The organism is Dysgonomonas sp. HDW5B, assembly GCF_011299335.1.
Taxonomy (GTDB): Bacteria; Bacteroidota; Bacteroidia; order Bacteroidales; family Dysgonomonadaceae; genus Dysgonomonas_A.
On record NZ_CP049858.1, the window covers coordinates 1,974,829 to 1,997,954 of the forward strand.

The 23,126-nt window shown below is 37.9% G+C and carries 17 protein-coding genes; 6 read left to right on the top strand and 11 right to left on the bottom strand.

The window, feature by feature from the left end:
• Window positions 1-151: 151 nt before the first annotated feature.
• The gene (asnA, locus tag G7051_RS08160; protein WP_166199477.1) at window positions 152-1,189 is read left to right on the top strand and encodes an aspartate--ammonia ligase; all 1,038 of its coding nucleotides are present in this window, start codon (window positions 152-154) and stop codon (window positions 1,187-1,189) included.
• An 82-nt stretch (window positions 1,190-1,271) separates the two neighbouring features.
• Here the strand turns inward: asnA and G7051_RS08165 are convergent, their stop codons facing one another.
• Window positions 1,272-1,514 (bottom strand): GlsB/YeaQ/YmgE family stress response membrane protein, encoded by a 243-nt coding sequence (locus tag G7051_RS08165; RefSeq protein WP_166113541.1) that lies wholly within the window; start codon window positions 1,512-1,514, stop codon window positions 1,272-1,274.
• Window positions 1,515-1,712: 198 nt separating this feature from the next.
• Here G7051_RS08165 and uvrA point away from each other — a divergent pair, with 198 nt between their 5' ends.
• Together uvrA and G7051_RS08175 are read left to right on the top strand one after the other, a co-directional pair.
• Window positions 1,713-4,508 carry an excinuclease ABC subunit UvrA gene (gene uvrA, locus G7051_RS08170; RefSeq protein WP_166199479.1) on the top strand — a complete coding sequence of 932 codons (2,796 nt, stop codon included), beginning with the start codon at window positions 1,713-1,715 and terminating at the stop codon, window positions 4,506-4,508.
• 64 nt (window positions 4,509-4,572) lie between these two features.
• Complete coding sequence (locus tag G7051_RS08175; RefSeq protein WP_166199482.1) at window positions 4,573-5,049, top strand: hypothetical protein; 477 nt, start codon at window positions 4,573-4,575, stop codon at window positions 5,047-5,049.
• Window positions 5,050-5,133: 84 nt separating this feature from the next.
• On the opposite strand, the gene G7051_RS08180 is transcribed toward G7051_RS08175, so the two are convergent.
• The 4 genes from G7051_RS08180 to nadA all read right to left on the bottom strand — a co-directional run bounded on the left by G7051_RS08180 (window position 5,134) and on the right by nadA (window position 9,795).
• Complete coding sequence (locus G7051_RS08180) at window positions 5,134-5,979, bottom strand: hypothetical protein (RefSeq protein ID WP_166199484.1); 846 nt, start codon at window positions 5,977-5,979, stop codon at window positions 5,134-5,136.
• Between the two features lie 303 nt (window positions 5,980-6,282).
• Window positions 6,283-7,143, bottom strand: a complete 861-nt coding sequence (gene nadC, locus G7051_RS08185; protein WP_166199486.1) for a carboxylating nicotinate-nucleotide diphosphorylase — start codon at window positions 7,141-7,143, stop codon at window positions 6,283-6,285.
• Window positions 7,140-8,720 carry an L-aspartate oxidase gene (nadB, locus tag G7051_RS08190; RefSeq protein ID WP_166199488.1) on the bottom strand — a complete coding sequence of 527 codons (1,581 nt, stop codon included), beginning with the start codon at window positions 8,718-8,720 and terminating at the stop codon, window positions 7,140-7,142. Before nadB ends, nadC begins: the two co-directional genes overlap by 4 nt.
• Before the next feature lie 67 nt (window positions 8,721-8,787).
• Window positions 8,788-9,795, bottom strand: coding sequence for a quinolinate synthase NadA (nadA, locus tag G7051_RS08195; protein ID WP_166199490.1), 1,008 nt, complete (start codon window positions 9,793-9,795; stop codon window positions 8,788-8,790).
• Window positions 9,796-10,096: 301 nt separating this feature from the next.
• On the opposite strand from nadA, the gene G7051_RS08200 reads away from it, so the two are divergent.
• The gene (locus G7051_RS08200) at window positions 10,097-12,955 is read left to right on the top strand and encodes a TonB-dependent receptor (protein WP_166199492.1); all 2,859 of its coding nucleotides are present in this window, start codon (window positions 10,097-10,099) and stop codon (window positions 12,953-12,955) included.
• A 74-nt stretch (window positions 12,956-13,029) separates the two neighbouring features.
• Entirely contained in the window at window positions 13,030-14,508 is a 1,479-nt protein-coding gene (locus tag G7051_RS08205; RefSeq protein ID WP_166199494.1) for a hypothetical protein, read from the top strand.
• A 114-nt stretch (window positions 14,509-14,622) separates the two neighbouring features.
• On the opposite strand, the gene G7051_RS08210 is transcribed toward G7051_RS08205, so the two are convergent.
• The 6 genes from G7051_RS08210 to G7051_RS08235 form a co-directional block, all read right to left on the bottom strand.
• On the bottom strand, window positions 14,623-15,717 hold the full coding sequence (locus tag G7051_RS08210; RefSeq protein WP_166202719.1) for an AMP-binding protein: 1,095 nt from the start codon (window positions 15,715-15,717) through the stop codon (window positions 14,623-14,625).
• A complete protein-coding gene (locus G7051_RS08215) occupies window positions 15,714-16,769 on the bottom strand; it encodes an o-succinylbenzoate synthase (protein WP_166199496.1) in 1,056 nt (351 codons plus the stop codon). The genes G7051_RS08210 and G7051_RS08215 overlap by 4 nt, the downstream gene beginning before the upstream one ends.
• A gap of 827 nt (window positions 16,770-17,596) precedes the next feature.
• Window positions 17,597-18,421, bottom strand: a complete 825-nt coding sequence (gene menB, locus G7051_RS08220) for a 1,4-dihydroxy-2-naphthoyl-CoA synthase (RefSeq protein ID WP_166199498.1) — start codon at window positions 18,419-18,421, stop codon at window positions 17,597-17,599.
• 1 nt (window position 18,422) lies between these two features.
• A complete protein-coding gene (menD, locus tag G7051_RS08225) occupies window positions 18,423-20,093 on the bottom strand; it encodes a 2-succinyl-5-enolpyruvyl-6-hydroxy-3-cyclohexene-1-carboxylic-acid synthase (protein ID WP_166199500.1) in 1,671 nt (556 codons plus the stop codon).
• Between the two features lie 8 nt (window positions 20,094-20,101).
• A complete protein-coding gene (locus G7051_RS08230) occupies window positions 20,102-21,217 on the bottom strand; it encodes an isochorismate synthase (RefSeq protein WP_166199502.1) in 1,116 nt (371 codons plus the stop codon).
• Window positions 21,218-21,517: 300 nt separating this feature from the next.
• Window positions 21,518-21,976, bottom strand: a complete 459-nt coding sequence (locus G7051_RS08235; protein WP_166199504.1) for a low molecular weight protein-tyrosine-phosphatase — start codon at window positions 21,974-21,976, stop codon at window positions 21,518-21,520.
• A 163-nt stretch (window positions 21,977-22,139) separates the two neighbouring features.
• Between G7051_RS08235 and G7051_RS08240 the strand changes: the two genes are divergently transcribed.
• Window positions 22,140-23,111 (top strand): PIG-L deacetylase family protein, encoded by a 972-nt coding sequence (locus tag G7051_RS08240; protein ID WP_166199506.1) that lies wholly within the window; start codon window positions 22,140-22,142, stop codon window positions 23,109-23,111.
• The last annotated feature ends 15 nt before the right edge of the window (window positions 23,112-23,126 follow it).

Below are 23,126 nucleotides of genomic sequence, written 5' to 3' on the forward strand. Positions count from 1 at the left end.
TTTTAAAGATTTAATATATAATCTTTTGTTAATGAAATGTTATATATATTATCAAATTGTATAAAATAAAGCTATAAATGTTTTCAGGATAACACAAATAGGTTAACTTTGCCAATTGTTTAATAAAAAGGAAACACTTAGCTATCTTTATATGAGTTATTTAATAAAACCGGATCAATATCATGCTTTGCTCGATTTGCAACAAACAGAGTTGGGCATAAAACAAATAAAAGATTTCTTTCAACAAAATCTTGCATCCGAACTTAGACTTAGAAGAGTTACCGCTCCCTTATTCGTATTAAAGGGAATGGGAATCAACGATGATTTGAACGGAGTAGAGCGTGCAGTTACTTTTCCTATCAAAGATATGGGAGATGAGTATGCCGAGATTGTACATTCATTAGCAAAATGGAAACGATTGACTCTTGCCGATTATGGTATCAATGACGGATATGGAATATATACCGACATGAATGCTATCCGTGCAGACGAAGAATTGGGTAATTTACACTCTCTGTATGTAGATCAGTGGGATTGGGAAATGGCGATATGCCCTCATAACCGTACTATCGATTTCCTGAAAGGAATCGTAAGACGTATCTATGCAGCATTGGTTCGCACCGAATTTTTGGTTTATGAAATGTTTCCTCAGATAAAGCCGATTCTTTCGAATGAAATTAAGTTTATCCATTCCGAAGAACTGTTACAATTATATCCTGATCTTACCACTAAAGAAAGAGAAGATAAAGTTGCAAAAGAATACGGTGCTGTTTTTATTATAGGTATTGGCGGTGTATTGAGTAACGGAGAGCCACACGATGGGCGTGCTCCCGATTATGACGATTGGACAACTGTAGGCGAAAACGGATATAAGGGATTAAACGGAGATCTTATTGTTTGGAATCCTGTATTGGGACGTGCTATGGAATTATCTTCCATGGGTATTCGTGTGAACAAAGAAGTTCTTCTGGAACAATTAAAAATAAAAGGGCAAGAGTCTAAAAAAGACTTATATTTCCACAAACGTTTGATCGAAGGTTCATTACCTTTATCAATAGGAGGAGGTATCGGGCAGTCGCGTCTTTGTATGTTCTTCCTTCGTAAAGGACATATTGGTGAGATACAAGCAGGTATCTGGCCCGCCGATATGCGTGCTGAAGCACAAAAAATGGGTATGCCATTGATATAATAGAATTGATAGTAGTCAATATAAAATAATAACCTCCCATTGTGAAAACCAGTGGGAGGTTATTTTATTCTTCGATAATTATTTATTCCCGTTTAAACAAAGATATTATCCAGAGTAGAAGTAGTGCACCTACTGTCGACATGACCAGATTTCCAATAATACCGTTTGCACTAATGCCCAGAAGAATGAAAAGCCATCCTCCCAATACACCCCCGATGATACCTACAATAAGATTGACAATTAAGCCAAATCCTTTCCCTTTAAATATTTTCCCGGCAGCAAATCCTGCTATAATTCCAATGATGATTGACCAGATAAATCCCATATTCTAAATTTATTAAATGGTGTATTTCATATATAAACAAATATTAAAGTGATATTGTTTGAGCAATAAATGCGGTGTATTTTTTGTACCTTTGTGCCTCCAAAAAGGTATCCTACCTTTTAATAATTTGCAAGTATGCCAACACTTAGTTGTTGTATTGCCGAAATAGATCATTAAACACTGTCATTTACACAATACATGTCAGAAGAAAAAAATATACTCATAAAAGGAGCAAGAGTCAATAACCTCAAAAATATTGATGTCGAAATTCCCCGCAATAAATTTGTTGTTATCACTGGATTGTCGGGATCAGGTAAATCCTCGTTAGCTTTCGACACTTTATATGCCGAAGGACAGAGGCGTTATGTGGAAAGTTTATCATCCTATGCCCGTCAGTTTTTGGGCAGGATGAACAAGCCCGAATGCGACTATATCAAAGGAATTCCGCCTGCTATAGCTATCGAGCAAAAAGTAAGCTCACGTAATCCACGTTCGACTGTCGGAACATCTACCGAGATATACGAATACCTCCGTTTGTTGTTTGCCCGTATAGGAAAAACTATATCTCCTATTTCCGGAGAAATTGTGAAGAAGCACCAGGTAAAAGATATTACCGATAAGATGCTTACTTATCCCGAAGGTACACGACTGGTTGTTCTTTCAAAAATCATCTTACGTGAAAACCGTACTCTGGCAGAACAATTGGATATTCTTCAAAAAGAGGGATTTTCCCGAGTAGAATCTAAAGGAGAGTTTATTCGGATAGATGAATTGCTTAAATCAAAAGAAGTTCTCGATCCTTCTCAGGTTTTACTGGTGATAGACCGTCTGTCTACATCGGCGGATAAGGCAACATTAAACCGATTCTCGGAATCGGTCGAAACAGCCTTTTTTGAAGGTGAAGGAGAATGTATTATCCGATATTATACGGAATCGGGAATAGAAAGTTACGATTACTCGAAACGCTTCGAAGCAGATGGTATCCAGTTCGAAGAGCCAACCGATATGATGTTCAGTTTCAACAGTCCTGTAGGAGCATGTCCTCATTGCGAAGGCTTCGGATTGGTACTTGGGATTGACGAAGACCTCGTTATTCCTAATAAAGGACTATCGGTATATGACGATGCTGTTTTCTGCTGGAAAGGCGAGAAGATGAGCGAATGGAAAAACGAATTTATACATTCAACGGCGAGCCGTGATTTTCCCATTCATCGCCCTTATTTTAAACTGACCGAAAAAGAGAAAGATTTACTTTGGCATGGAGCACCCGGTGTAATGGGTATCGATGCATTCTTTAAGATGCTCGAAGAGAATCAGTATAAGATACAATATCGGGTTATGCTTGCCCGTTATCGGGGAAAAACGACTTGTCCGACCTGTAAAGGTTCACGATTGAAGCCTCAGGCTATATATGTGAAAATCGGAGGACGTTCTATTGCCGATTTAGTCCTTATGCCGGTGTCTGAATTAAAAATATTTTTCGATCAGCTGGAGTTGGACGAAACAGATGCAGCAGTAGGGAAACGCTTGCTTACCGAAATTCGTAGCCGTATACAATTCCTTCTGAATGTAGGTTTAGGATATTTGACACTTAACCGTCTGTCTAACTCTTTATCGGGAGGAGAAAGCCAACGTATCAATCTGGCAACCTCTCTGGGAAGTAGCTTAGTAGGGTCATTATATATATTGGATGAACCCAGTATCGGATTGCACTCCAGAGATACCGATTTGTTGATAAAGGTATTACGTGATTTACAAGGGTTGGGAAATACGGTTGTCGTTGTAGAACATGATGAAGAGATAATCCGTGCAGCCGATTATATTATAGATATCGGTCCTCAGGCAGGACGATTAGGCGGAGAACTTGTTTATCAGGGTTCGTTAGCTAACCTTGATAAAAATAGTAACAGTCATACTGTACGCTATCTCAATGGCGAAGAAACTATAGCTGTACCTGCTAAAACACGTAAATGGAATAATTTTATTGAAATAAAAGGTGCTAGACAAAATAATCTTCAAAACGTAAATGTTAAGTTCCCACTGAATGTGATGACTGTAGTAACAGGAGTCAGCGGATCGGGAAAATCGTCTTTGGTTTGCGATGTATTTTACAATGCACTTCAAAAACATTATAAGGGATCAAGTGACCGTATCGTTCAGTTTAATGAGTTGGTAGGTGATCTGAAGATGATCAAGAATGTCGAAATGGTTGACCAGAATCCTATCGGTCGGTCGTCACGATCCAATCCGGTTACTTATATTAAAGCATACGATGAGATAAGGAAGCTTTTTGCCGATCAGCAATTGTCGAAACAAATGAGTTTTACACCTGCTTTCTTCTCGTTCAATGTCGAAGGTGGTAGATGCGAAGAATGTAAAGGTGATGGTAAAACTACCATCGAGATGCAATTTATGGCAGATATTACACTCGAGTGTGAAGCATGTAAAGGAAAACGCTTTAAACAGGAAATACTTGAAGTTGAATATCGTGGTTCCAGCATCTATGATGTATTAGAAATGACGGTAGATCAAGCGATAGAATTCTTTGAAGAGGGTAAAGGCAGCACCGAGAAAAAAATCGTAAAACGTCTTAAAACGCTTCAGGAAGTAGGATTGGGATACATAAAGATGGGGCAGGCTTCTTCTACACTTTCGGGTGGAGAAAACCAACGGGTAAAACTGGCTTCATATCTGGGTGAAGAGAAAACCGAACCGACTCTGTTTATCTTCGATGAGCCTACAACAGGGCTTCACTTTCACGACGTAAAAACTTTATTGAAAGCATTCGATTCGTTGATTGCAAGAGGTCATACAGTAATAATCATCGAGCATAATATGGATGTTATCAAATGTGCCGATCATATTATCGACATAGGTCCCGAAGGCGGAAAAGAAGGTGGAAATGTGGTTTGTGAAGGTACACCTAAACAAATTGCGAAATGTGCCAAGTCGCATACAGGTCATTTCCTGAAAGATAAGTTGAATGTAGGATAGGGTTGTGTTGATTTTATAAAAATCAAACCTCTTTGTCCTTTAATAATATTCTAAATCCTAAGAAATGGGAAAAAAGAAAAATCTAAATGGAATTCCTAACAGTCTAATACAGCAGTATTTCAGTACACTATTTTACTGTGAAAAGGGATACATGGCAGATTGGATCTGGAATGCTGCTGACGAAAAAAATGTAAAGGATATTCAGATTGACATTATAAATCAAAAAGTATTTCCTAAAGAACTCCAAATAACGCAGATCACAAGTCAATTACGTTTTCTACAGCAAACGATTAAGAAAGAATTGATAAACAATGGATTTCCTGACGACTTTATCGTGAAAGCGGTCTTTGAAATTTATATCTCACCGGAAAATAAAGTTCGGAAAATTTTCGGATGTTTAGCTATATTGGAAGACAGAGATGGGAATGTATATAGAAGCCGACCATACGCTGAAATGGCATATGAAAATAATTTTCAAGTGTATAAGCCAACTTTATCAGAGAGGTTAAGTAGAATTTATTTACAAATAAAATCGAAGTAGGATTGATGATATATCGGATATTTCTTGAAAGATAAATTAATTAATTAACAAGCAGATAAATCTAGTTTATTCGTCACCTATTCCTTACAACCGTCCTTTTGATTTATGGTATGCAATAAGTCCGTTAATCGGATTATCGTGTATGAAGTCTATCTTAACACCTAATTCCTTGGCAATTTCTTTAAGTAGCTTAGCATACATATTGGCTAATGATCCCACAAAACGTACAGGGTAATTCTTATAATCGTATTGCAGAATATTTCTCACGAAAAACGATTTCAAATTCTGATAAACTAAATCTTTCACATAAGGATGTTCGAGATGCTCATAAAGAAAGAGCGAAAGCACCGAAAGCAGTTTGTTGGGAGAAGGTTTAGTATAGATGTAATCCATGATCTGCTCAGGATCAATTCTGTATTTCTCGAAAAAAGGCAAGGCCAGTTCTTCCGGAGCCAATCCTTTTAAACAATCAGCTAAAAAAGCTTTGCCTAATGAGGCTCCACTACCTTCGTCTCCTAAAATATATCCGAGTGATTTTACATTCTTTACAATTGTATTTCCGTCATAAAAACAAGAGTTAGAACCTGTTCCCAAAATACAGGCTATTCCTTGCTCATTACCGAAAAGAGATCGTGCAGCACCTACAAGGTCGCTTTCAACTATCGCCGGAGTTCTGAATTGTGCTTCTAAAGAAGCTTTTACAATATCTTTCTTTTCCGTTGAAGAGCAACCGGCTCCGTAGAAATAGATGGTGTTTGATTTTAATTTGAAAAATACAGGAGGTAATTGTAAACGCACAATATGGCTAATCTCCCTTCTCGATTGAAAGTAGGGGTTAATACCATCTGTTAAGTAACGTTCAATTATTCCATCCTCATTTACCAGACACCATTCTGTTTTTGTAGATCCGCTTTCTGCTAATAGTATCACTTTTTTAGGTCTTTAAGTAAAAATTAGAATTTAATCTTATACTTTAAAGTTATAACTTGCATTCATAGTTATACTTAGATCGATAATGAAAAAACCAGAGACTTTAAAGTGTAAAGATACACTTATTTGGGTTTCATTATAAAAATATAAAGAATTTCTAATAATTAATCTTTTATGGATAGAAATATCTGTTATTTATCCTAATTGACCTGTTTAAATCATTTAAGTTAGCAGAACTAGTTGTTGTTTTGGTATGCAAAACAACGATAAGCAGTTTTTTTTGAAGAAAAGACCTCTAAGATCTTAAAATGCTTTCAGGCTGAGATCGATATTAGGAGCCGAATAAATGATCGATCCTGAGGATATAAAATCGACACCTGTTTTTGCAATAGCCAGCACCGATTCTTTGGTTATACCTCCCGAAGCTTCGGTTTTAGCTTTGTTGCCTATCAGTTTTACAGCCTCACTCATCTGGTCGATAGTCATATTATCCAACATAATGATATCTACCGAATTAGTTGCAAGGGCTTCTTTTACTTCTTCCAGATTACGTGTCTCAACCTCTATTTTTAACGACTTGTTATTGTCCTGTAAATATTTCACAGTCGAAGCCACCGCTTGAGTTATGCCTCCTGCATAATCGTTGTGATTATCTTTAAGCATAATCATATCATAGAGACCATAACGGTGATTGGTTGCCCCACCGATATATACAGCCCATTTTTCGCACATACGGAAATTGGGGGTAGTCTTGCGTGTATCCAATATTTTTGTGTTTGTTTCAGATACAAGCGAAGCCATTTCACGTGCAGACGTTGCAATACCGCTCATGCGTTGCATGCAGTTCAGAACGAAACGTTCCATACTTAAAATAGAGCGTGCCGATCCTTCTACAATTAAAGCAATATCGCCTTTATAGGCTTGATCACCATCGTTTTTAAGTACTTCTATTTTTAGGTTTTTATCGTAATAATGAAATATTTCTTTAGCTAGCTCAACACCTGCAAGTACACAGTCATCCTTTACCAAGAGTCTGGCTCTTTGTTGCAGATGCTCAGGTACACTTGCCAATGTAGAATGATCTCCGTCTCCTAGATCTTCTTTTATGGCTTCGGAAATGAAATGCTGTAATCTTTCATCGGTTACGTATATCGGTCTGTTCATTTTTTATCTAAGCTTTTGTTGTAAAATGCCCCTCTGTTTTCTTTTTGTTCTATACTTTGTGTGATAATCAGATAGGCTACACTTACTAAGTTTCTTAATTCTGACAATTGAGGCGATAAGAAAGAGAAATTATATATCTCTTTTACTGCCCTGTATATCTCTTCTTCCTTTTGTTTAGCCATTTCGAGGCGGCTGTTCGAGCGTACAATACCTACAAGATCACTCATCAAAACCTGTAGCTGTTTACGGAGATAGTTAAGAAGAACCATTTCTTCATTTACCTTCAAGCCCTTTTCATCCCATTCGGGTATTTTGTTGAGGTTGGTATAATTGAACTGATCTTCGTTTAATCGTTCAACCGTTTTGATAGCTGCCCGATGTCCGAATACCAATGCTTCGAGCAAAGAATTTGATGCCAATCGGTTTGCACCATGTAATCCAGTGTTGGAACATTCGCCAACGGCAAACATATTTTTAATAGTACTTTGTCCGAATGTATCCACATCGATACCTCCGCATAAGTAATGGCTCGCAGGAACAACGGGTATGAGGTCTTTGAACATATCGTATCCTTCGTCCAGACATTGCTGGTATATATTGGGGAAGTGTTTCAAAAATTCTTCTCTGTCGAGCGATCTGCAATCCAAACATACATAATCGTCGCCTAATAACTTCATTTCGCTGTCGATAGCTCTGGCAACAATATCACGTGAAGCGAGTTCTTCCCTTTCATCATATTTGTGCATAAAAGGTTCGCCTGCAGCTGTCCGCAATTTTGCACCGAATCCTCTTACGGCTTCCGATATAAGTGATAATTGACCTGCCCGGTTACTGTAAAACGCAGTAGGATGAAACTGTATAAACTGCATATTGCTGATCTTGGCTTTTGCCCGATGTGCCAACCCTATGCCGTCTCCTGTTGCTATAATCGGGTTCGTCGTGTTTTTATATACATGCCCACATCCTCCTGTTGCCATTAGGGTGATTTTTGCCGACATTTTTTTTACCTGCTGTGTTTTGATGTCTAAAACATAAGCACCATAACAGTTGAGGCTGTATTTGTCGAAAGGCTCATTGGGAATATGATGTTCAGTAATAAGGTCTATTACGTAGTGATGATTCAATAGTTGAGTATTCTCCAGTTTATTGATGGCATGCAGGAGTGCCCGTTCTATTTCGGCTCCCGTTATATCCTTGTGGTGTATAACACGGTTTTCTGTATGTCCGCCTTCTCTTCCTAAATCGTATGTGTCGCTGCTGTTTTTGTCGAAGTTAACGCCCCAATCAATAATCTCCTTGATCCGTTGAGGGCCTTCCTTAATCACAATTTCGACTACTTCTCTATTGCACAATCCTCCGCCTGCACGCAGTGTATCTTCGATATGCTTCTCGAAGCTGTCTTTTTCGAAATTGGTTACTACTGCAACCCCTCCCTGTGCGTATTTGGTATTGGACTCTTCGTCGTCCGATTTGGTTATGATTGTAATTTTGGCGTCAGGTCTTTCCTGTGCTACTTTCAGAGCATACGACAAACCCGATATACCCGATCCGATAACTAAGATATCTGTGTAAATCATCTTTTAAATCTTTATAACTGCCTACGGTTATTATATGTGTCCAAAGTAATAAAAAGGTCTTCGACCTTTACTTAATGGCTTTCGACATTTCGAGCATTCTGTTGATAGGTTGAAGTGCTTTTATGCGTAAATCTTCATCCAATGTTATCTCGGGTAACTCATATTTCATACATAAGTAAAGCTTTTGCATGGTATTGAGTTTCATAAATGCACACTCTCCACAATTGCAGCTCTTGTCATTTACTAAGGCAGGAATAAGCTTCTTATTAGGAGCTTTTTTCTGCATCTCGTGTAAAATACCTTCTTCGGTGGCAACAATATATTCAGTGCCGCTGTCTTCCACTACATACTTCAACAGATTAGAGGTCGATCCCACATAACTGGCTACTTTCAGAAGAGGAGCTTTAGCTTCGGGGTGAGCTATCAATTTTGCTTTGGGATTGTCGAGCATTTGTTGACCGATTCTTTCTAATGAGAATGCTTCATGCACATAACAAGCACCATCCCACAAAATCATTTTTCGACCTGTTACCTGATTAAGGTATGCTCCGAGATTTTTATCCGGTGCAAATATTATTTCCTGATCCATGGGCAGTGCATTTATAATATGCTCCGCATTGGATGAGGTTACTATAATATCGCTTTCGGCCTTTACCGTCGAATCGCAATTAATGTAACTTATTACTATCGCATTGGGATATTTTTTCCGCATTTCTCTAAGACCTTCACCCGAGCATGAATCGGCTAAAGAACATCCTGCCAATGTATCGGGAAGTACCACTTTTTTGGTTGGATTTACAATTTTTGCAGTCTCAGCCATAAAATGCACACCGCAAAATACAATCATATCGGCATCTGTTTTTTCGGCAGCACGAGCCAATTGTAAACTATCGCCCAAATAATCGGCTATATCCTGAATATCTCCAGTTTGATAATAGTGGGCAAGTATAATTGCATTCTTTTCTTTACGCAGTTTGTTTATTTCTGCTATCAAATCTATTCCTTTCGGAATTTCCATATTTAAATATCCCTTTTGAGATAATGTTGCTATGGCGTTTTCTAGTTGTTGAGGCATAATAAGTAGTTACAAGTAATTAGTTACGAGTTACATGTTTTTTAAGGGTATAAAGATAAGCCTTTCTGTAATTCTATTCGATAATACAGATGGAATAAGTTTCGAAGAATTCTCCAAAATGTCATAAATAATAAACAAAGATGGCAAATATTATTAAAGGAGAGCCCTGTCCTGTGTTTTTGTGTCGGTGATGTATTTCTCTTAAGATAAATGTCATGATTTTGTTGCTTAACCTTATCTCTATCTCTATTATTCTGTAACAATAAAGAAGGTGCTTTGTGTAGAGAAAATTAGAATTTATATGCACAACAAAAATTATCTTATTTCGGAAGTGAAGAATTACTTATTAAAATCAACCTTAACAATTTTCGCACTACTTGTTGCCGGTGTACTATTTTCCCAAACATCTATTAAAGGAATTGTAACAGATGCTAAAACGGGGGAGACTTTACCCGGAGTTGCTATTTCTGTAAAGAACACAACTCAGGGAGTAATGAGCGATATGGATGGAACTTATGAGTTGAATATTGGTCCCGGAAAGCATATCATTACAGCATCTTACCTTTCATATGGAGCTTTGGAAATAACGGATGTAGAGGTTAAGAAGGGAGAAGTAACCAGCTTGGATATACCGATGCAAGAGTCGCTCACCGCATTGAATGAAGTGGTTGTAGTAGCCATGGCTAGAATTAACTCGGAAGTATCGTTACTCAATTCGATGAAGAATGCAAATGGTATTGTAAGTGGTGTTTCATCACAGCAAATATCACGAAACCAAGATCGTGATGCTTCGGAAGTTATCAGGCGAATTCCCGGAATATCTATTATGGATAATAAATTTATAGTTGCCCGAGGATTGTCTCAACGTTATAATAATGTATGGATCAATAATAGTGCAACGCCCAGTTCTGAAGCCGATAGCCGTTCTTTCTCGTTCGACCTTATTCCCAGTTCGCAGATTGAGAATATTATGATCGTAAAATCTCCACAACCCGAACTTCCGGCCGATTTCTCGGGAGGTTTTGTAAAAGTGGCAACCAAAGGTATCCCGAATGAGAATTCGATGGAGATCAGTTATGGAACAGGTTTCAATACAGAAACGCAATTTAAAGACTTTAAATATAACCCCGGAAGTGCTACCGATTTTCTGGGATTTGATAACGGACATAGAGCTTTGAGAGATATTGTTCCATTCAGACTCGATGGAGATAACACCGATATGGTGGATGCTGTAACTAAAAACGGATTCAATAACAACTGGAATATAAAGACCAGAAGTCCTTTGCCTGATCAACGTTTCTCTTTTGCCATGAGCAGGCGTATCAATACCGAAGGCGGGCAGCAGTGGGGATTGACCAGTGCCGTCAATTACAGTTATACAAGCCGTACTCTCATGGGTATGAGGAATGCACAGTATGAGGTGTATAATGATATAGCCGACATAGCTGAACCAGATAATGATTATACTGACGATCAGTATAACCGCAATGCCCGATTGGGAGCTATGGTTAACTTGTCTTTTATTTCGAATAAAAATAATCATTACGAATTTCAGAATATTTTCAATCAGTTAGGACAGGATCGCTATACATTTCGTGAGGGAACGGACTATACCAGCGGACGTTCGAAAAGACAAGAAAAACAGGAATATTTATATTCAAGCCGAACTACCTATTCGGGGCAGTTTACAGGAAAGCATACCCTGCCTTTTGCCGATAAGCTCGATTGGACTTTAGGCTTCTCGTATGCCAATAAAAATCAGCCCGACCGAAGGATGATCAATCGTACTGAAAATGCTTCTACACCCGAAGACCCGTTTAATGGGCAGATGTATATTTCGCAGGCTGATATCGAACGAAATTTTATAGACCTGAGTGAATATACATATAATGCAGGAGCAAATTATTCGCATGATCTGAAAATTAATTCATCTATCACTTCGAACTTGAAGGGAGGCTTTTATGGTGAGTATAAAGTGAAAGATTATAATACACGAGACTTTGACTATCTATATAATGAAAATTATTTCCCTTATAGCTTTCGCTTTGGTGATGTTGTGAACGACATTCTTATCCCTGAGAATTTTGGAGCAGGCAGGTTATATATTAATGAGTCTACTAATAATGTAGACAGTTACGATGGAAATAATAAATTATTGGCGGCTTATTTAGCGATAAACATTCCCTATAATAAATTTAATATTTATGCAGGAGCACGTTTCGAGCATGATATTATGACCTTAACCAACTTTATATCACCCGTCGGTTTTGAGACGAAAGATTCGGAATACAAAACGACAGATGTCTTTCCCTCATTAAATGTGAGTTATAATCTCGATAAATCCAATATCCTGCGATTTGCTTATGGAATGTCGATCAATCGTCCCGAGTTTAGGGAGGTTTCACCTGCTTCATTTTATGACTTCGACCTGTTCAACCGAATACAAGGTAATCCCGATTTGAAAGCAGCCTATATTCAAAATATAGATCTTCGGTACGAACTTTATCCATCTTCGGGTGAGCTAATATCTGTAGCACTATTCTATAAACATTTCGATAATCCGATTGAATGGACTTTTGTTAATACGGGAGGAGGAAGCCGGATATTTACTTTCGAAAATGCTTTGTCAGGACAGAATCTAGGGGTTGAGATAGACCTGAAAAAGCGCCTTGACTTTATTGGACTGAAAGATTTCTCTGCTGTTGTCAACGGGTCATTAATCAAGAGTAAAGTCAAATTTGATGAAAGCAGTACCGAAGACGAGCGTCCGCTACAAGGGCAATCTCCCTTCTTGGTAAATGCCGGACTTTTTTACCAGAGCGAACCCATGCAACTGACAGCCGGACTTATGTATAATATCATCGGTAAACGGATTGTGGGTATAGGACTTAAAAGCAAAAGCGAGAACAGTACTGTGAATGACGATATACCCGATATGTATGAAATGCCACGAAATGTGCTTGACTTTACAGTAACTAAACGAATCGGTAAACAGGTCGAAATTGCAGCAGCTGTAAAAGATATATTTTCTCAGGATGTCGTTTATAAACAGTTCCCCAAATTTATAGATAGCGACGGGGTGATGCATGAAAGAGAGCAAACAACGAGGCGATATAATCCGGGGCGGAACATAAGCATCTCTGCCAAATTCAATTTTTAAGACTCTGACTTTTACTGTTGACTTGACTAAAATTAATAAATATTGTTAGCAACTAATTTTTAAATATTTACACAATGAAACTTTTCAAATTATTTAATTTAGCATGGATAGCAAGCAGCATCATGCTCTTTATGAATTGCAGTAGTGATAACAATTCGTCTACTGATCCTGATCCGGTGCCTGTTGTAGGAGTAATTGGCGACGGAAGTACAACCGGCTATGAAATAAAAAAAGATACTGTTTTCGAAAAAGGAACATATACACTCAAAGGCTGGGTATATGTCGTGAAAGGTGCTTCGGTTACGTTTAAACCGGGAACTATTATTAAGGGGGATAAAGCAACCACCGGTAGTTTGATTATTGAGCCGGGAGCTAAAATTTATGCACAAGGTACAGCAAGTAATCCTATTGTATTTACATCGGCTCAGGCGAAAGGTAGCCGTAAACCGGGAGACTGGGGCGGACTTATCATCTGTGGTAATGCCAAGACCAATAATGGCGGACAACTTCAAATAGAAGGCGGACCAAGAACAAAATACGGTGGCGACAATGATGCTGATAACTCAGGTATATTGAGCTATGTACGTGTTGAGTTTGCAGGATATCCCTTCGAAGAAAACAAAGAAATAAATGGTATTACTTTCGGAGCAGTAGGTAGTGGTACGAAGGTAGATCACTTGCAGGTTTCTTATTCCAACGACGATTCTTATGAGTGGTTTGGTGGATCGGTTAGTGCTAAATATTTAGTGGCATATCATGGATGGGACGACGATTTTGATACAGACTATGGTTTCTCAGGAAAACTGCAATATCTTTTGGCTGTTCGTAATCCGAAGATTGCCGATACTTCTCTTTCGAATGGATTGGAATCTGACAACAATGCTTCGGGAACAAATGGTACTCCCAAAACATCTGCCGTATTCAGTAACGTAACCTTGGTAGGTCCGATAGGTCAGGCAGCAGACTTTGTGAATACTTTAGAGTATATCAATGCAGGAAATTACAGACCTAATAATAACTCTAAGACAGGCTTATTTCAAGCTGCTATGCAAATTAGACGTTATTCGCAGTTGAGCTGTTTCAACTCTGTGGCGATGGGATTTCCTGTAGGATTGCTTCTTGATAATCAAAAAGGAAATACGCAAAGTTTAGCAACCAATGGAACATTGAAAATCAATAATGTATTCTTTGCTCAAATGGGTCTGGTAGGATCGGATGTAAATAATAGTTTTGCCGATAAATATTCTACTAACGGAACGGATATGACTGATGCCCAATCTTTCTCTCATACCTATTTTACATCTCAGGCTAGTAATAAAGTATTGGCTAATATCTCGGATTTGAAATTGAAACAACCTAGTAGCTTATCATCTAATCCTAACTGGGGACCTGCAACAGGTAGTCCATTATTGGGTGCTGCATCATTTACTGATCCATTACTACAATCGGGATTTGATAAGGTTGATTATGTAGGTGCATTCAAGAGTGATTCAGATGTTGATAACTGGATGAAGGGATGGACTAATTTTGATCCTCAAAATGCTGATTATTAAGAGACAATATAAAGTAGATATTGTTTTTTAATAAAGACTAAGTTGCATATAAATTCTGAAAAATAATACTCTACTAAGTGTGCAAGCGGCTAGTGATTAGTCGCTTGCACTATTTTATTGGGAGTTGGCGGACTTGTTTAGAACAAGCTGTTTTAATGCGACTCTGCTTATTTTACCTGTTTCGGTTAAGGGTATTTTATTTACCCGAATTATTTTTTTAGGCATAAAATATACAGGCAATAAATTCGAGATTAAATTCTCGTCAATTTCCCTCTCGATGGCTAATACCACAATCTCTCCAAATTTAGGATCGGGTAGGGATGTGATGGCAAAGCCGTTGTTTAATGCAGGTTTTAGTAAAGCTTCTACTTCTTCTATCTGAATTTTCACTCCACCACTATTGATTATATTGTCTTTCCGTCCGATAATACGAAAACTCTTGTCCTCATATATTTCCACTATATCATTTGTGTAGAGGAGTTCATCAGAAACCAGAGGAGCATCTATAATCAATGCATTGTCTTCTGATATAGATAAAATAACCGAGTCGAAAGGATGATAATGATCCGAAGCTTCAATACCATTCAATTGCCGCAAAGCGATATGCGAAAGTGTTTCGGTCATACCATAAGTAGAATATACCTTGTGAGGAAAACTCTTTATAGCTTCTTCTATCTGAGGGTCAATTGAACCTCCCCCGATAATCAGTTTCTTGATATTGCTTAATCGTTTTTTCTCAGTATCCGATTGCAAACTATTGAATACCTGCAAGGGAATCATTGCTGCAAAACAAAATTCCTTGTCAGTATCTTTTAATGGATTGCCCGATGGAGGAATAGGATATAAATCTAACCCTGCAATCAACGCACGAACCACTACCATCTTACCTGCAATATAATCCAAAGACATACAAAGCAAAGCAGAATCTCCCTTTTTTAAGCCAAGAAAAGAACAGGTCAATTGTGCACTTTGCATCATTCTGCTTTTTTCTACAAGCATTTCTTTAGAGATACCAGTTGAACCCGAGGTCTGAACTTTTAGGGTCGGAGAATCAGAGAACCAATCTTTTAAGAACAAAAACAAGTCATTATGAAAATCGGATTGAGAGATAAATTCAGGTGAATTTTCATCCAAGAATACATCAGGCAAATATGTCTTTCCCTCAATCGTTATTGTCTGTTTTGCTCTATCTGATTGGTACATAGTTATATCAGATTGTCTAGTGTGGGAAACTGACCGTTCGGATTGCTCCACAAGCAATCACCTTTGATGGTTAGCGGCATTTCGATGTTATTGGTATAAAGACCACCTGTTCCCAAGCCTTGCGGTAGAGGGTTATCAAAAGTAGCACACCATTGAGCGATGGCATTTAAGCCAATATTAGATTCTAAGGCTGAGGTTATCCACCAGTCGATTTTTAATTTTTCGGCTAGCTTTATCCATTCTTCAGAACCGCTGATACCTCCGTGTAAAGTTGGTTTCAGAATAATATATTGAGGTCTGATCGTTTCGAGCAATCGCCTTTTTTCTTTGGGTTGATGAACGCCTATAAGCTCTTCATCCAATGCAATAGGTAAAGGAGTTTCTTTAGTCAATCGAGCCATTTCGTCCCATTGTCCTGCACGTATAGGTTGTTCAATGGAGTGTAAGTCCAGTTCCGAAAGGCATTTCAATTTATCCAAAGCCTCATCAGGTGCAAAAGCACCGTTTGCATCTACCCTTAAAGTAATTTGATCTGCTGAAAAATGCTTCCGTATGTGTTGGAGAAGTTTGATTTCATCCTCGAAATTGATAGCCCCTATTTTCAGTTTGATACAGTGGAAACCTTGTTGCATCTTGGTTTCTATCTGTTCATGCATATACTGAAAATCGCCCATCCAGATTAAGCCATTGATCGGAATACCTTTCTTGCCTTCTGTAAATGAGTTATTCCAAAGTTTAAAACTTCGGTTTTCGTAATGGCGTAAAGCAGTTTCTAATCCGAATAGAATAGAAGGATAAGGACGTAAAGCCTCCTTATTCAAGATTTTATTTTGTTCTAATTCCTTACAAAACCGTTCCAATGTTTGTTCGTAATCATCATTATAATCACAACTCAGATCGAATAAAGGTGCGCATTCTCCAATTCCCCAATGTTGAGGATCAGAGGGCGAATATATCACTACATACCAAATTTTATGGTCGTGATATACTCCCCGTGATGTACCCGCAGGTCTTTTGAACTGTAAGGTATAAGGTATTATTTTTATCTTAAATTCCATTCGGTAATGTTCCATAAAGTATCACACAAGTTACACAAAGTAATCAATAAAGTGACAAAGGTGACAAAAAAGTGTAACTTTTATGGTTCTTGTAAAAATCAAGTTATCAATGCTTAACGTGTGAAAAGGTTACAAAAGTGACAAATGTTACACTTTTTTGCCTGCTGTCTTTTTGTTACCTTTTTGGGTGGTTGTAACTTATTTATGCCAATCAGTAGTTGTGATTATATGTTCTATTAAATTATTCTTCTACGCACAATCGAAGATTGCTTGTATTCCTTTTGACTCGCCTTCGCTTCGTCGAACGTTGTTTGCCCAAAGTAAGCCGCAAAAGGAATCAAAAAGGCTTTGTGCTGCGTGGCTCGCCTGTCTGACCTAAAGCTTACAGGCTAAACTAAACCTTCTGCCTATCGGCACGTTTAGTTTTACGCCTGCTTCGCTTGTCAGCCAACGGCTGTGCCTCTGATGCACCGGGGCTGACGCCTGCAAATGGTTTTTATCCGTCAGGCTTCCCGACCTTGGCGTTTGCACGGGGTACCCGCTGGATGAAGAAAGCGTTAAGAAACAAAAGGATATCAATAATAAACGTTTTTCTTTTGTTTTAGCTTTCGAGTCCGTAGCGGGTCGGGCAAAAGGCACAGTCTTGATCTTTTGTTTCGTTTTGCATCAAGGCAAAATGAAAAACAAACCCATAAGGGTGCGTTAGAATAATAGAACATTAAACATAACAGATCAACTACTGATTCGCATTATTTATATATAGATAAAGTGCTTCAATATTGGGCGTATGATTATACGCCCTTCATACTTTACTTTATCTGATAAACTCAAGGAAACTTAGGAAACTTCTTGAAATCGGGTTTGCGTTTTTCTAAGAAAGCGTGTTTACCCTCTTGAGCTTCATCAGTCAGATAATAAAGAAGCGTTGCATTTCCTGCAAGTTCCTGTATACCTGCCTGACCATCGAGTTCGGCATTCAATCCCATTTTTATCATGCGTAAAGCCATCGGGCTGTGTTGCATCATTTCATGTGCCCATTTTACAGTCTCGTCCTCCAGCTGATCGAAAGGAACAACGGTATTTACAAGTCCCATCTCCAAAGCTTCTTGAGCTGAGTATTGACGGCAAAGGAACCATATTTCGCGAGCTTTCTTCTGACCTACAATACGAGCCAGATAAGAAGACCCGAATCCTGCATCAAAACTACCGACTTTAGGGCCTGTTTGTCCGAAAATTGCATTGTCAGAAGCAATTGAGATATCGCAAATAACTTGTAGAACGTGTCCGCCACCGATAGCAAAACCATTTACCATAGCGATAACGGGCTTAGGCATCGAACGGATTTGTTTCTGTACTTCAAGAACTTGTAAACGAGGTACACCATCTTTTCCGATGTATCCGCCTTTGCCTTTTACATTCTGATCGCCACCCGCACAAAAAGCCTTGTCGCCTGCACCTGTAAGGACTACTACATAAATATCTTGATTTTCGTGACAAATGCGTAAAGCGTCACTGATCTCCATAGTGGTTGTAGGAGTAAACGCATTGCGGTAGCGTGGACGATTGATAGTGATTCGACCTATTCCCTCAAAATAATCAAATAGAATATCTTCGTATTCTTTGATGGTTTCCCATTGCCTTGTAGTTGACATATTATATTATTGTTTTTAGATTATGATAATATTCCTGAAAAGCTTTTTTGCTAATCTCCATATTTGTAGATACTTCCACTAAAACCGATTGGTCGGTTTTAGTGTCAATGAATGCTTTAAGGCTTTCTTTCAGATCATTTCTATTCTCTGCATGCAAGTATTTTAATCCTGCCGCTAAAGCCCAGTCTTTTGCTTGTGTAGTATGTTCTGCCGACACATATTCTTTTAACGAAGCAGCTTTATTTAAGCCCGGAAGCAGATGGAAGATTCCACCACCACCATTATTGATTAAGAGTATTCGTAAATTTTTGATGTGTTGTATATTCCACAAAGCATTCAGTCCATAAAAGAAACTAAGATCCCCTATAATTAAATAGACAGGATCTTTGTAAACGGAAGCGAATCCGATTACAGAGGGTAGGGTACTTTCTATACCATTCACTCCTCTATTGCAATATACTTTGATTGATTTATCCAATTGAAACAACTGCACATTCCGTACCGTAGAACTATTGGCTAGGTGCAAAACCGAATTTTTCGGCATTACCTTTAAAAAATCACCCGTAACCGATATATCCGAGAAAGGTATATCTTCTTTTGGTTCGGGTATGAGTAGAGAGGTATTCTTCCATAAATCGAAGAATGGTTTTTCTGTATTATCTTGGACTTCTGATGACAATTTAGAAAAGAATTCAATAGCTTCTGTTTCCACTAAATCGGTCAATGATTGAAACAGGTCTACCACTTCGCCCGACTCTGTCAGATGCCAGTGATTCTTAGGTTTATGTTGTCTGATAAAGTGTTTCAATCGTTTCGAAACAATATGTCCACCGAGTGTGATAACCAGATCAGGCGAAAAGCTTTCTTTCTCCTTTTCGGATATGGTATACAGTAAAGCATCAAAATTGCTGATAAATGAAGGTGAAACACTATTCGATAGATTTTCAGTAAAGACTATACAGTCGGTTTTCTCTGCTAAACCTTCAAGTAGTTCAGTTAGCTCTGGAGTTTGAAACAGTTGTCCTACAATGATTAAACGTTTAGGCAGTTTGTGCCACTTTTCAACAAAAGAGCTTATTTCAACAGATTTTCGAGGTCTTGCATAATCGATCTTTCTTACTTCGGGAAGAGATTCTTCCGAATAATCAAAAAGAGGTTCGTACAATGGTATATTTATATGTACAGGACCCGAAGCGTTGGCAGTGCAAGCTATCAAAGCTTCATTGATTAACCGATTACAAAACCATTCGTCTGTTTCGTTATTAATCTCAGGTAGGTGAACCGATTTTTTCGATAACGAACCGAATACCCCTGCTTGAGGTAAAGTCTGCCCATCCATTTGTCCGATCCACTCGGGAGAGCGGTCAGCAGAAACTACTATCAAAGGCAATTGTTGGTAATAGGCTTCGCTTACTGCCGGAGCGTAGTTTAGTAATGCAGAACCCGACGTACAACAAATAGCAACCGGTTGTTGCAAAGCCTGTATTATTCCCAAAGCATAAAAAGCCGCATTCCGCTCATCCACAATCGTGTGGCACTCAAAAAACGCATCTTGCGAAAAAGTCTGCATCAATGGAGCATTACGCGATCCGGGCGAAAGTACAATTTGTTTTACTCCATAAGCCTTGAGTAAAGCCACTGTTTGTAATACATTTTTCTTTACTGAAAACATATGCTGGGCTATTCATTTATTATTGATAATATGGTTTGAAGCTTATATTCGGTTTCTTTCCATTCCGATATAAGTTCAGATGAAGGAAGTATTCCTCCTCCTGCAAATAATCTCAGGTTTTGTTTGAATATTTGCATGCACCTCAAATTTACGAATAAATCTGTTTTGTTATCTACATCCAGGTAACCTAAAAAACCGGAATAGTATTTTCGGTCGTACCCTTCGTTCTTGGTGATGAAATCAAATGCTTCTTTTTTAGGGAAACCACAAACGGCAGGACTTGGGTGAAGCAGACTCAATAAACTTCCGATTTTGGAGGAATCATCTATATGAAAAGAAAATTCACTTTTGAGATGTGCCAGATTTCCCGACCGAATAGTCTTGGCTTCGCTGTAAGAAGATTTTATTCCGGCTTTAATCAATTGCTGCTGCATATATTCAACAACAATGTGTTGTTCGAGACGGTTTTTGTCATCCCATATTATTGGCTGATCGGTGTCCGGTACTTTTTGCGTTCCGGCTAATGCATCCGTTGTCCAATTTCTGTTTTCTCCCGATACAAGTATTTCAGGAGAACAGCCTAGCCATGTTCCTGATTCGGGAGTATGGCATAAGAAAATGAAATTATCAGGATATTTTTTACACGCATTTTGGAAGGATAGTCCGGCAGAAAATTTCTCGTTTCGAGAAAGCTCAAAAGTACGTGAAAGAACCAGTTTTTTCAATATGTTACCGCTTAATGCTTCATGAAATGAATCATATCCGTTTTTATACTGTTCAAATGTTACAGCTTTCGATGGTTCGAAAAAGCTAGAAGAGGCTTTATTTGTGTAATTATTGAAATCGGAATTATAAAGATAGCTAAAAACGGCTTCTTCTCCGGTCAATACTTGGTCGGGACGTATAAGTACTATTGGAGCAGTTTTAGATATCTGAAAAGGTGCAATAACAAATCCTCTTCTGTTATTCAGTTCTAATAGGTTCGTGAATGTTTCGGATTGGTCTGAGGTTTGTAATACCAAACGTATGTCGTGCTCGCCCGGTAAGCGGTATAGGGCAAAACTAATATTCTTATTGATCAGTAAATCAAAAAAACTATATTTTAGATGTTCTCTAAATTCCATGATTAAAAATTCAAACTAAGGTCTCAGACCTTTTTATACTATTCAGGTAAGATATAATCGCTGCAAATGGTTGTTAATCTTGAAGTATATCAGTAACTACTTATATTTACCCATTCTTTGGATTACGGCGATCCGTAAAAACATGCTAAATTAGAGTTTATTCTATTGAAAATTGTATTTTTTTTCTTAATAAATACTCTAAAAGTTAAATAGGTGATTAATCGAGGCGAAAAATGAAGATACATCGAATCAAAAAAGACTTACGTCTTTGGTAAGCCTTTTAAGTCGAATAGAGTTTTTTTAGGCTTTAAACTGTTTTTCTATGATTTTTTCACAAGCTAATAAAATAAGATCGTAAGCATAGTCAAAATCTTTCTCTTCGCCATGAAAGGGATCGGGAACATCCTGAATGACCGAAGCATCAACCTCGCTCATTAATAACCTTAATTTATGATGTTTGTCTTTTGGAGCCATTTCTTGCATAAAATCAAGTATATCTTGAGACATGGCATAGATGATATCAAAATCGTCAAAATCCTCTGTCGTTAATAGTCTGCATTTATGGCAACTGATATCTATATTGTGTTTTTGGGCTGTATGAATAGCACGCGAATCGGGTGCTTTACCAATATGAAATGCTTTAATAGCAGCACTATCAATCTCCCAGTTGAGTTTATTACTTGCAGATAATTCTCTTAAAACCCCTTCTGCTAGAGGTGAGCGGCAAATATTACCTTTGCAAACCATTAATATTTTCATTTCTTGTATTTTTAGTATTATACGTTGCTAAATATTTAAAATAATAGTAAATGTAACATAATTTTGTGTAAACCAGATAATTTACTACTTTTAGAAATCCTAATCTAGAATTCTATTTTGATTAGTATATGTTAGTATCAGCACAATCTTATTAATAAAAGAAATGGAGATCATATTAATTGGTAGTCAAGCTGACACCCAAACGCTATCAACTATTATAAGCGAAGAGTTACATCTTCAATGTTGCTCTATGAGTTTTGAAGATATCTCGACAAAAAGACCTTGTGAGAGTAACGATCAGGTCTTTATCCTTGCTGCCCGAAAACCCTCTTTTCAAGCAGCAGGAAATGCTTTGGCATATCTCAAGACGTATAAACCTACGGCTTATATTATGCTACTAGCCGAAGATAAAGATGTGGAGCTAATGGGAGCAGCTTTGGAATATGGAGTAAATAATTTCTGGGTATTAACTGTAATCAGCGAAAGCGTCAGAGATAAAATTGTAGACCAGCTTAGAACACTTGTTCTGCAAAAAAAGAGAAAAAGGATACTTGCTATTGGAGCACATCCGGATGATGTAGAGATTGGCTGTGGAGGAACTATGCTTAAGCATATTGCTAGCAATGATGAAGTCATGATCTTAACATTAACCAGAGGAGCGGTCGGTGGTGATACGGAGAAACGTTATCTGGAGGCAAAAGCTGCGTCCGAATTTCTTCATGCTACTTTGATAATTAGTAATCTCGAAGATACATCCGTTTCGGAAGGACCTAAAACTATTCGGGTTATAGAGGAGGTTATTCACAATTTTCAACCGGATATTATTTATACTCATAGTGTTAATGATAATCATAAAGATCATAGAAACACGCATCTGGCTACTATAATAGCTGCCCGAAAGATAGATGAAGTATATGCGTATCAGGCTCCCTCTACCAATATAAATTTTCATCCTCAAAAATTTGAGAGCATTGATAATTTTTTAGATTTAAAGATACAACTCATCGCTTTCCATGAAACACAAAAAAGTAAAGCTGTTTATTTAAAAGACGATATAATAAAAGCTACTGCTATCTATTGGGGACGTTATGCAAACTATAAAGCAATAGAACCTTTTGAGATAATTAAATCTTAACCAAATAATTTAGAA

What these genes read in the sequence shown, in the direction of transcription:
- asnA (WP_166199477.1), top strand. Translation starts at nt 152, where the DNA reads ATGAGTTATTTAATAAAACCGGATCAATATCATGCTTTGCTCGATTTG.
- G7051_RS08165 (WP_166113541.1), bottom strand. Translation starts at nt 1,514, where the DNA reads ATGGGATTTATCTGGTCAATCATCATTGGAATTATAGCAGGATTTGCT.
- uvrA (WP_166199479.1), top strand. Translation starts at nt 1,713, where the DNA reads ATGTCAGAAGAAAAAAATATACTCATAAAAGGAGCAAGAGTCAATAAC.
- G7051_RS08175 (WP_166199482.1), top strand. Translation starts at nt 4,573, where the DNA reads ATGGGAAAAAAGAAAAATCTAAATGGAATTCCTAACAGTCTAATACAG.
- nadC (WP_166199486.1), bottom strand. Translation starts at nt 7,143, where the DNA reads ATGAACAGACCGATATACGTAACCGATGAAAGATTACAGCATTTCATT.
- nadB (WP_166199488.1), bottom strand. Translation starts at nt 8,720, where the DNA reads ATGATTTACACAGATATCTTAGTTATCGGATCGGGTATATCGGGTTTG.
- nadA (WP_166199490.1), bottom strand. Translation starts at nt 9,795, where the DNA reads ATGCCTCAACAACTAGAAAACGCCATAGCAACATTATCTCAAAAGGGA.
- G7051_RS08200 (WP_166199492.1), top strand. Translation starts at nt 10,097, where the DNA reads ATGCACAACAAAAATTATCTTATTTCGGAAGTGAAGAATTACTTATTA.
- G7051_RS08205 (WP_166199494.1), top strand. Translation starts at nt 13,030, where the DNA reads ATGAAACTTTTCAAATTATTTAATTTAGCATGGATAGCAAGCAGCATC.
- G7051_RS08215 (WP_166199496.1), bottom strand. Translation starts at nt 16,769, where the DNA reads ATGGAATTTAAGATAAAAATAATACCTTATACCTTACAGTTCAAAAGA.
- menB (WP_166199498.1), bottom strand. Translation starts at nt 18,421, where the DNA reads ATGTCAACTACAAGGCAATGGGAAACCATCAAAGAATACGAAGATATT.
- menD (WP_166199500.1), bottom strand. Translation starts at nt 20,093, where the DNA reads ATGTTTTCAGTAAAGAAAAATGTATTACAAACAGTGGCTTTACTCAAG.
- G7051_RS08230 (WP_166199502.1), bottom strand. Translation starts at nt 21,217, where the DNA reads ATGGAATTTAGAGAACATCTAAAATATAGTTTTTTTGATTTACTGATC.
- G7051_RS08235 (WP_166199504.1), bottom strand. Translation starts at nt 21,976, where the DNA reads ATGAAAATATTAATGGTTTGCAAAGGTAATATTTGCCGCTCACCTCTA.
- G7051_RS08240 (WP_166199506.1), top strand. Translation starts at nt 22,140, where the DNA reads ATGGAGATCATATTAATTGGTAGTCAAGCTGACACCCAAACGCTATCA.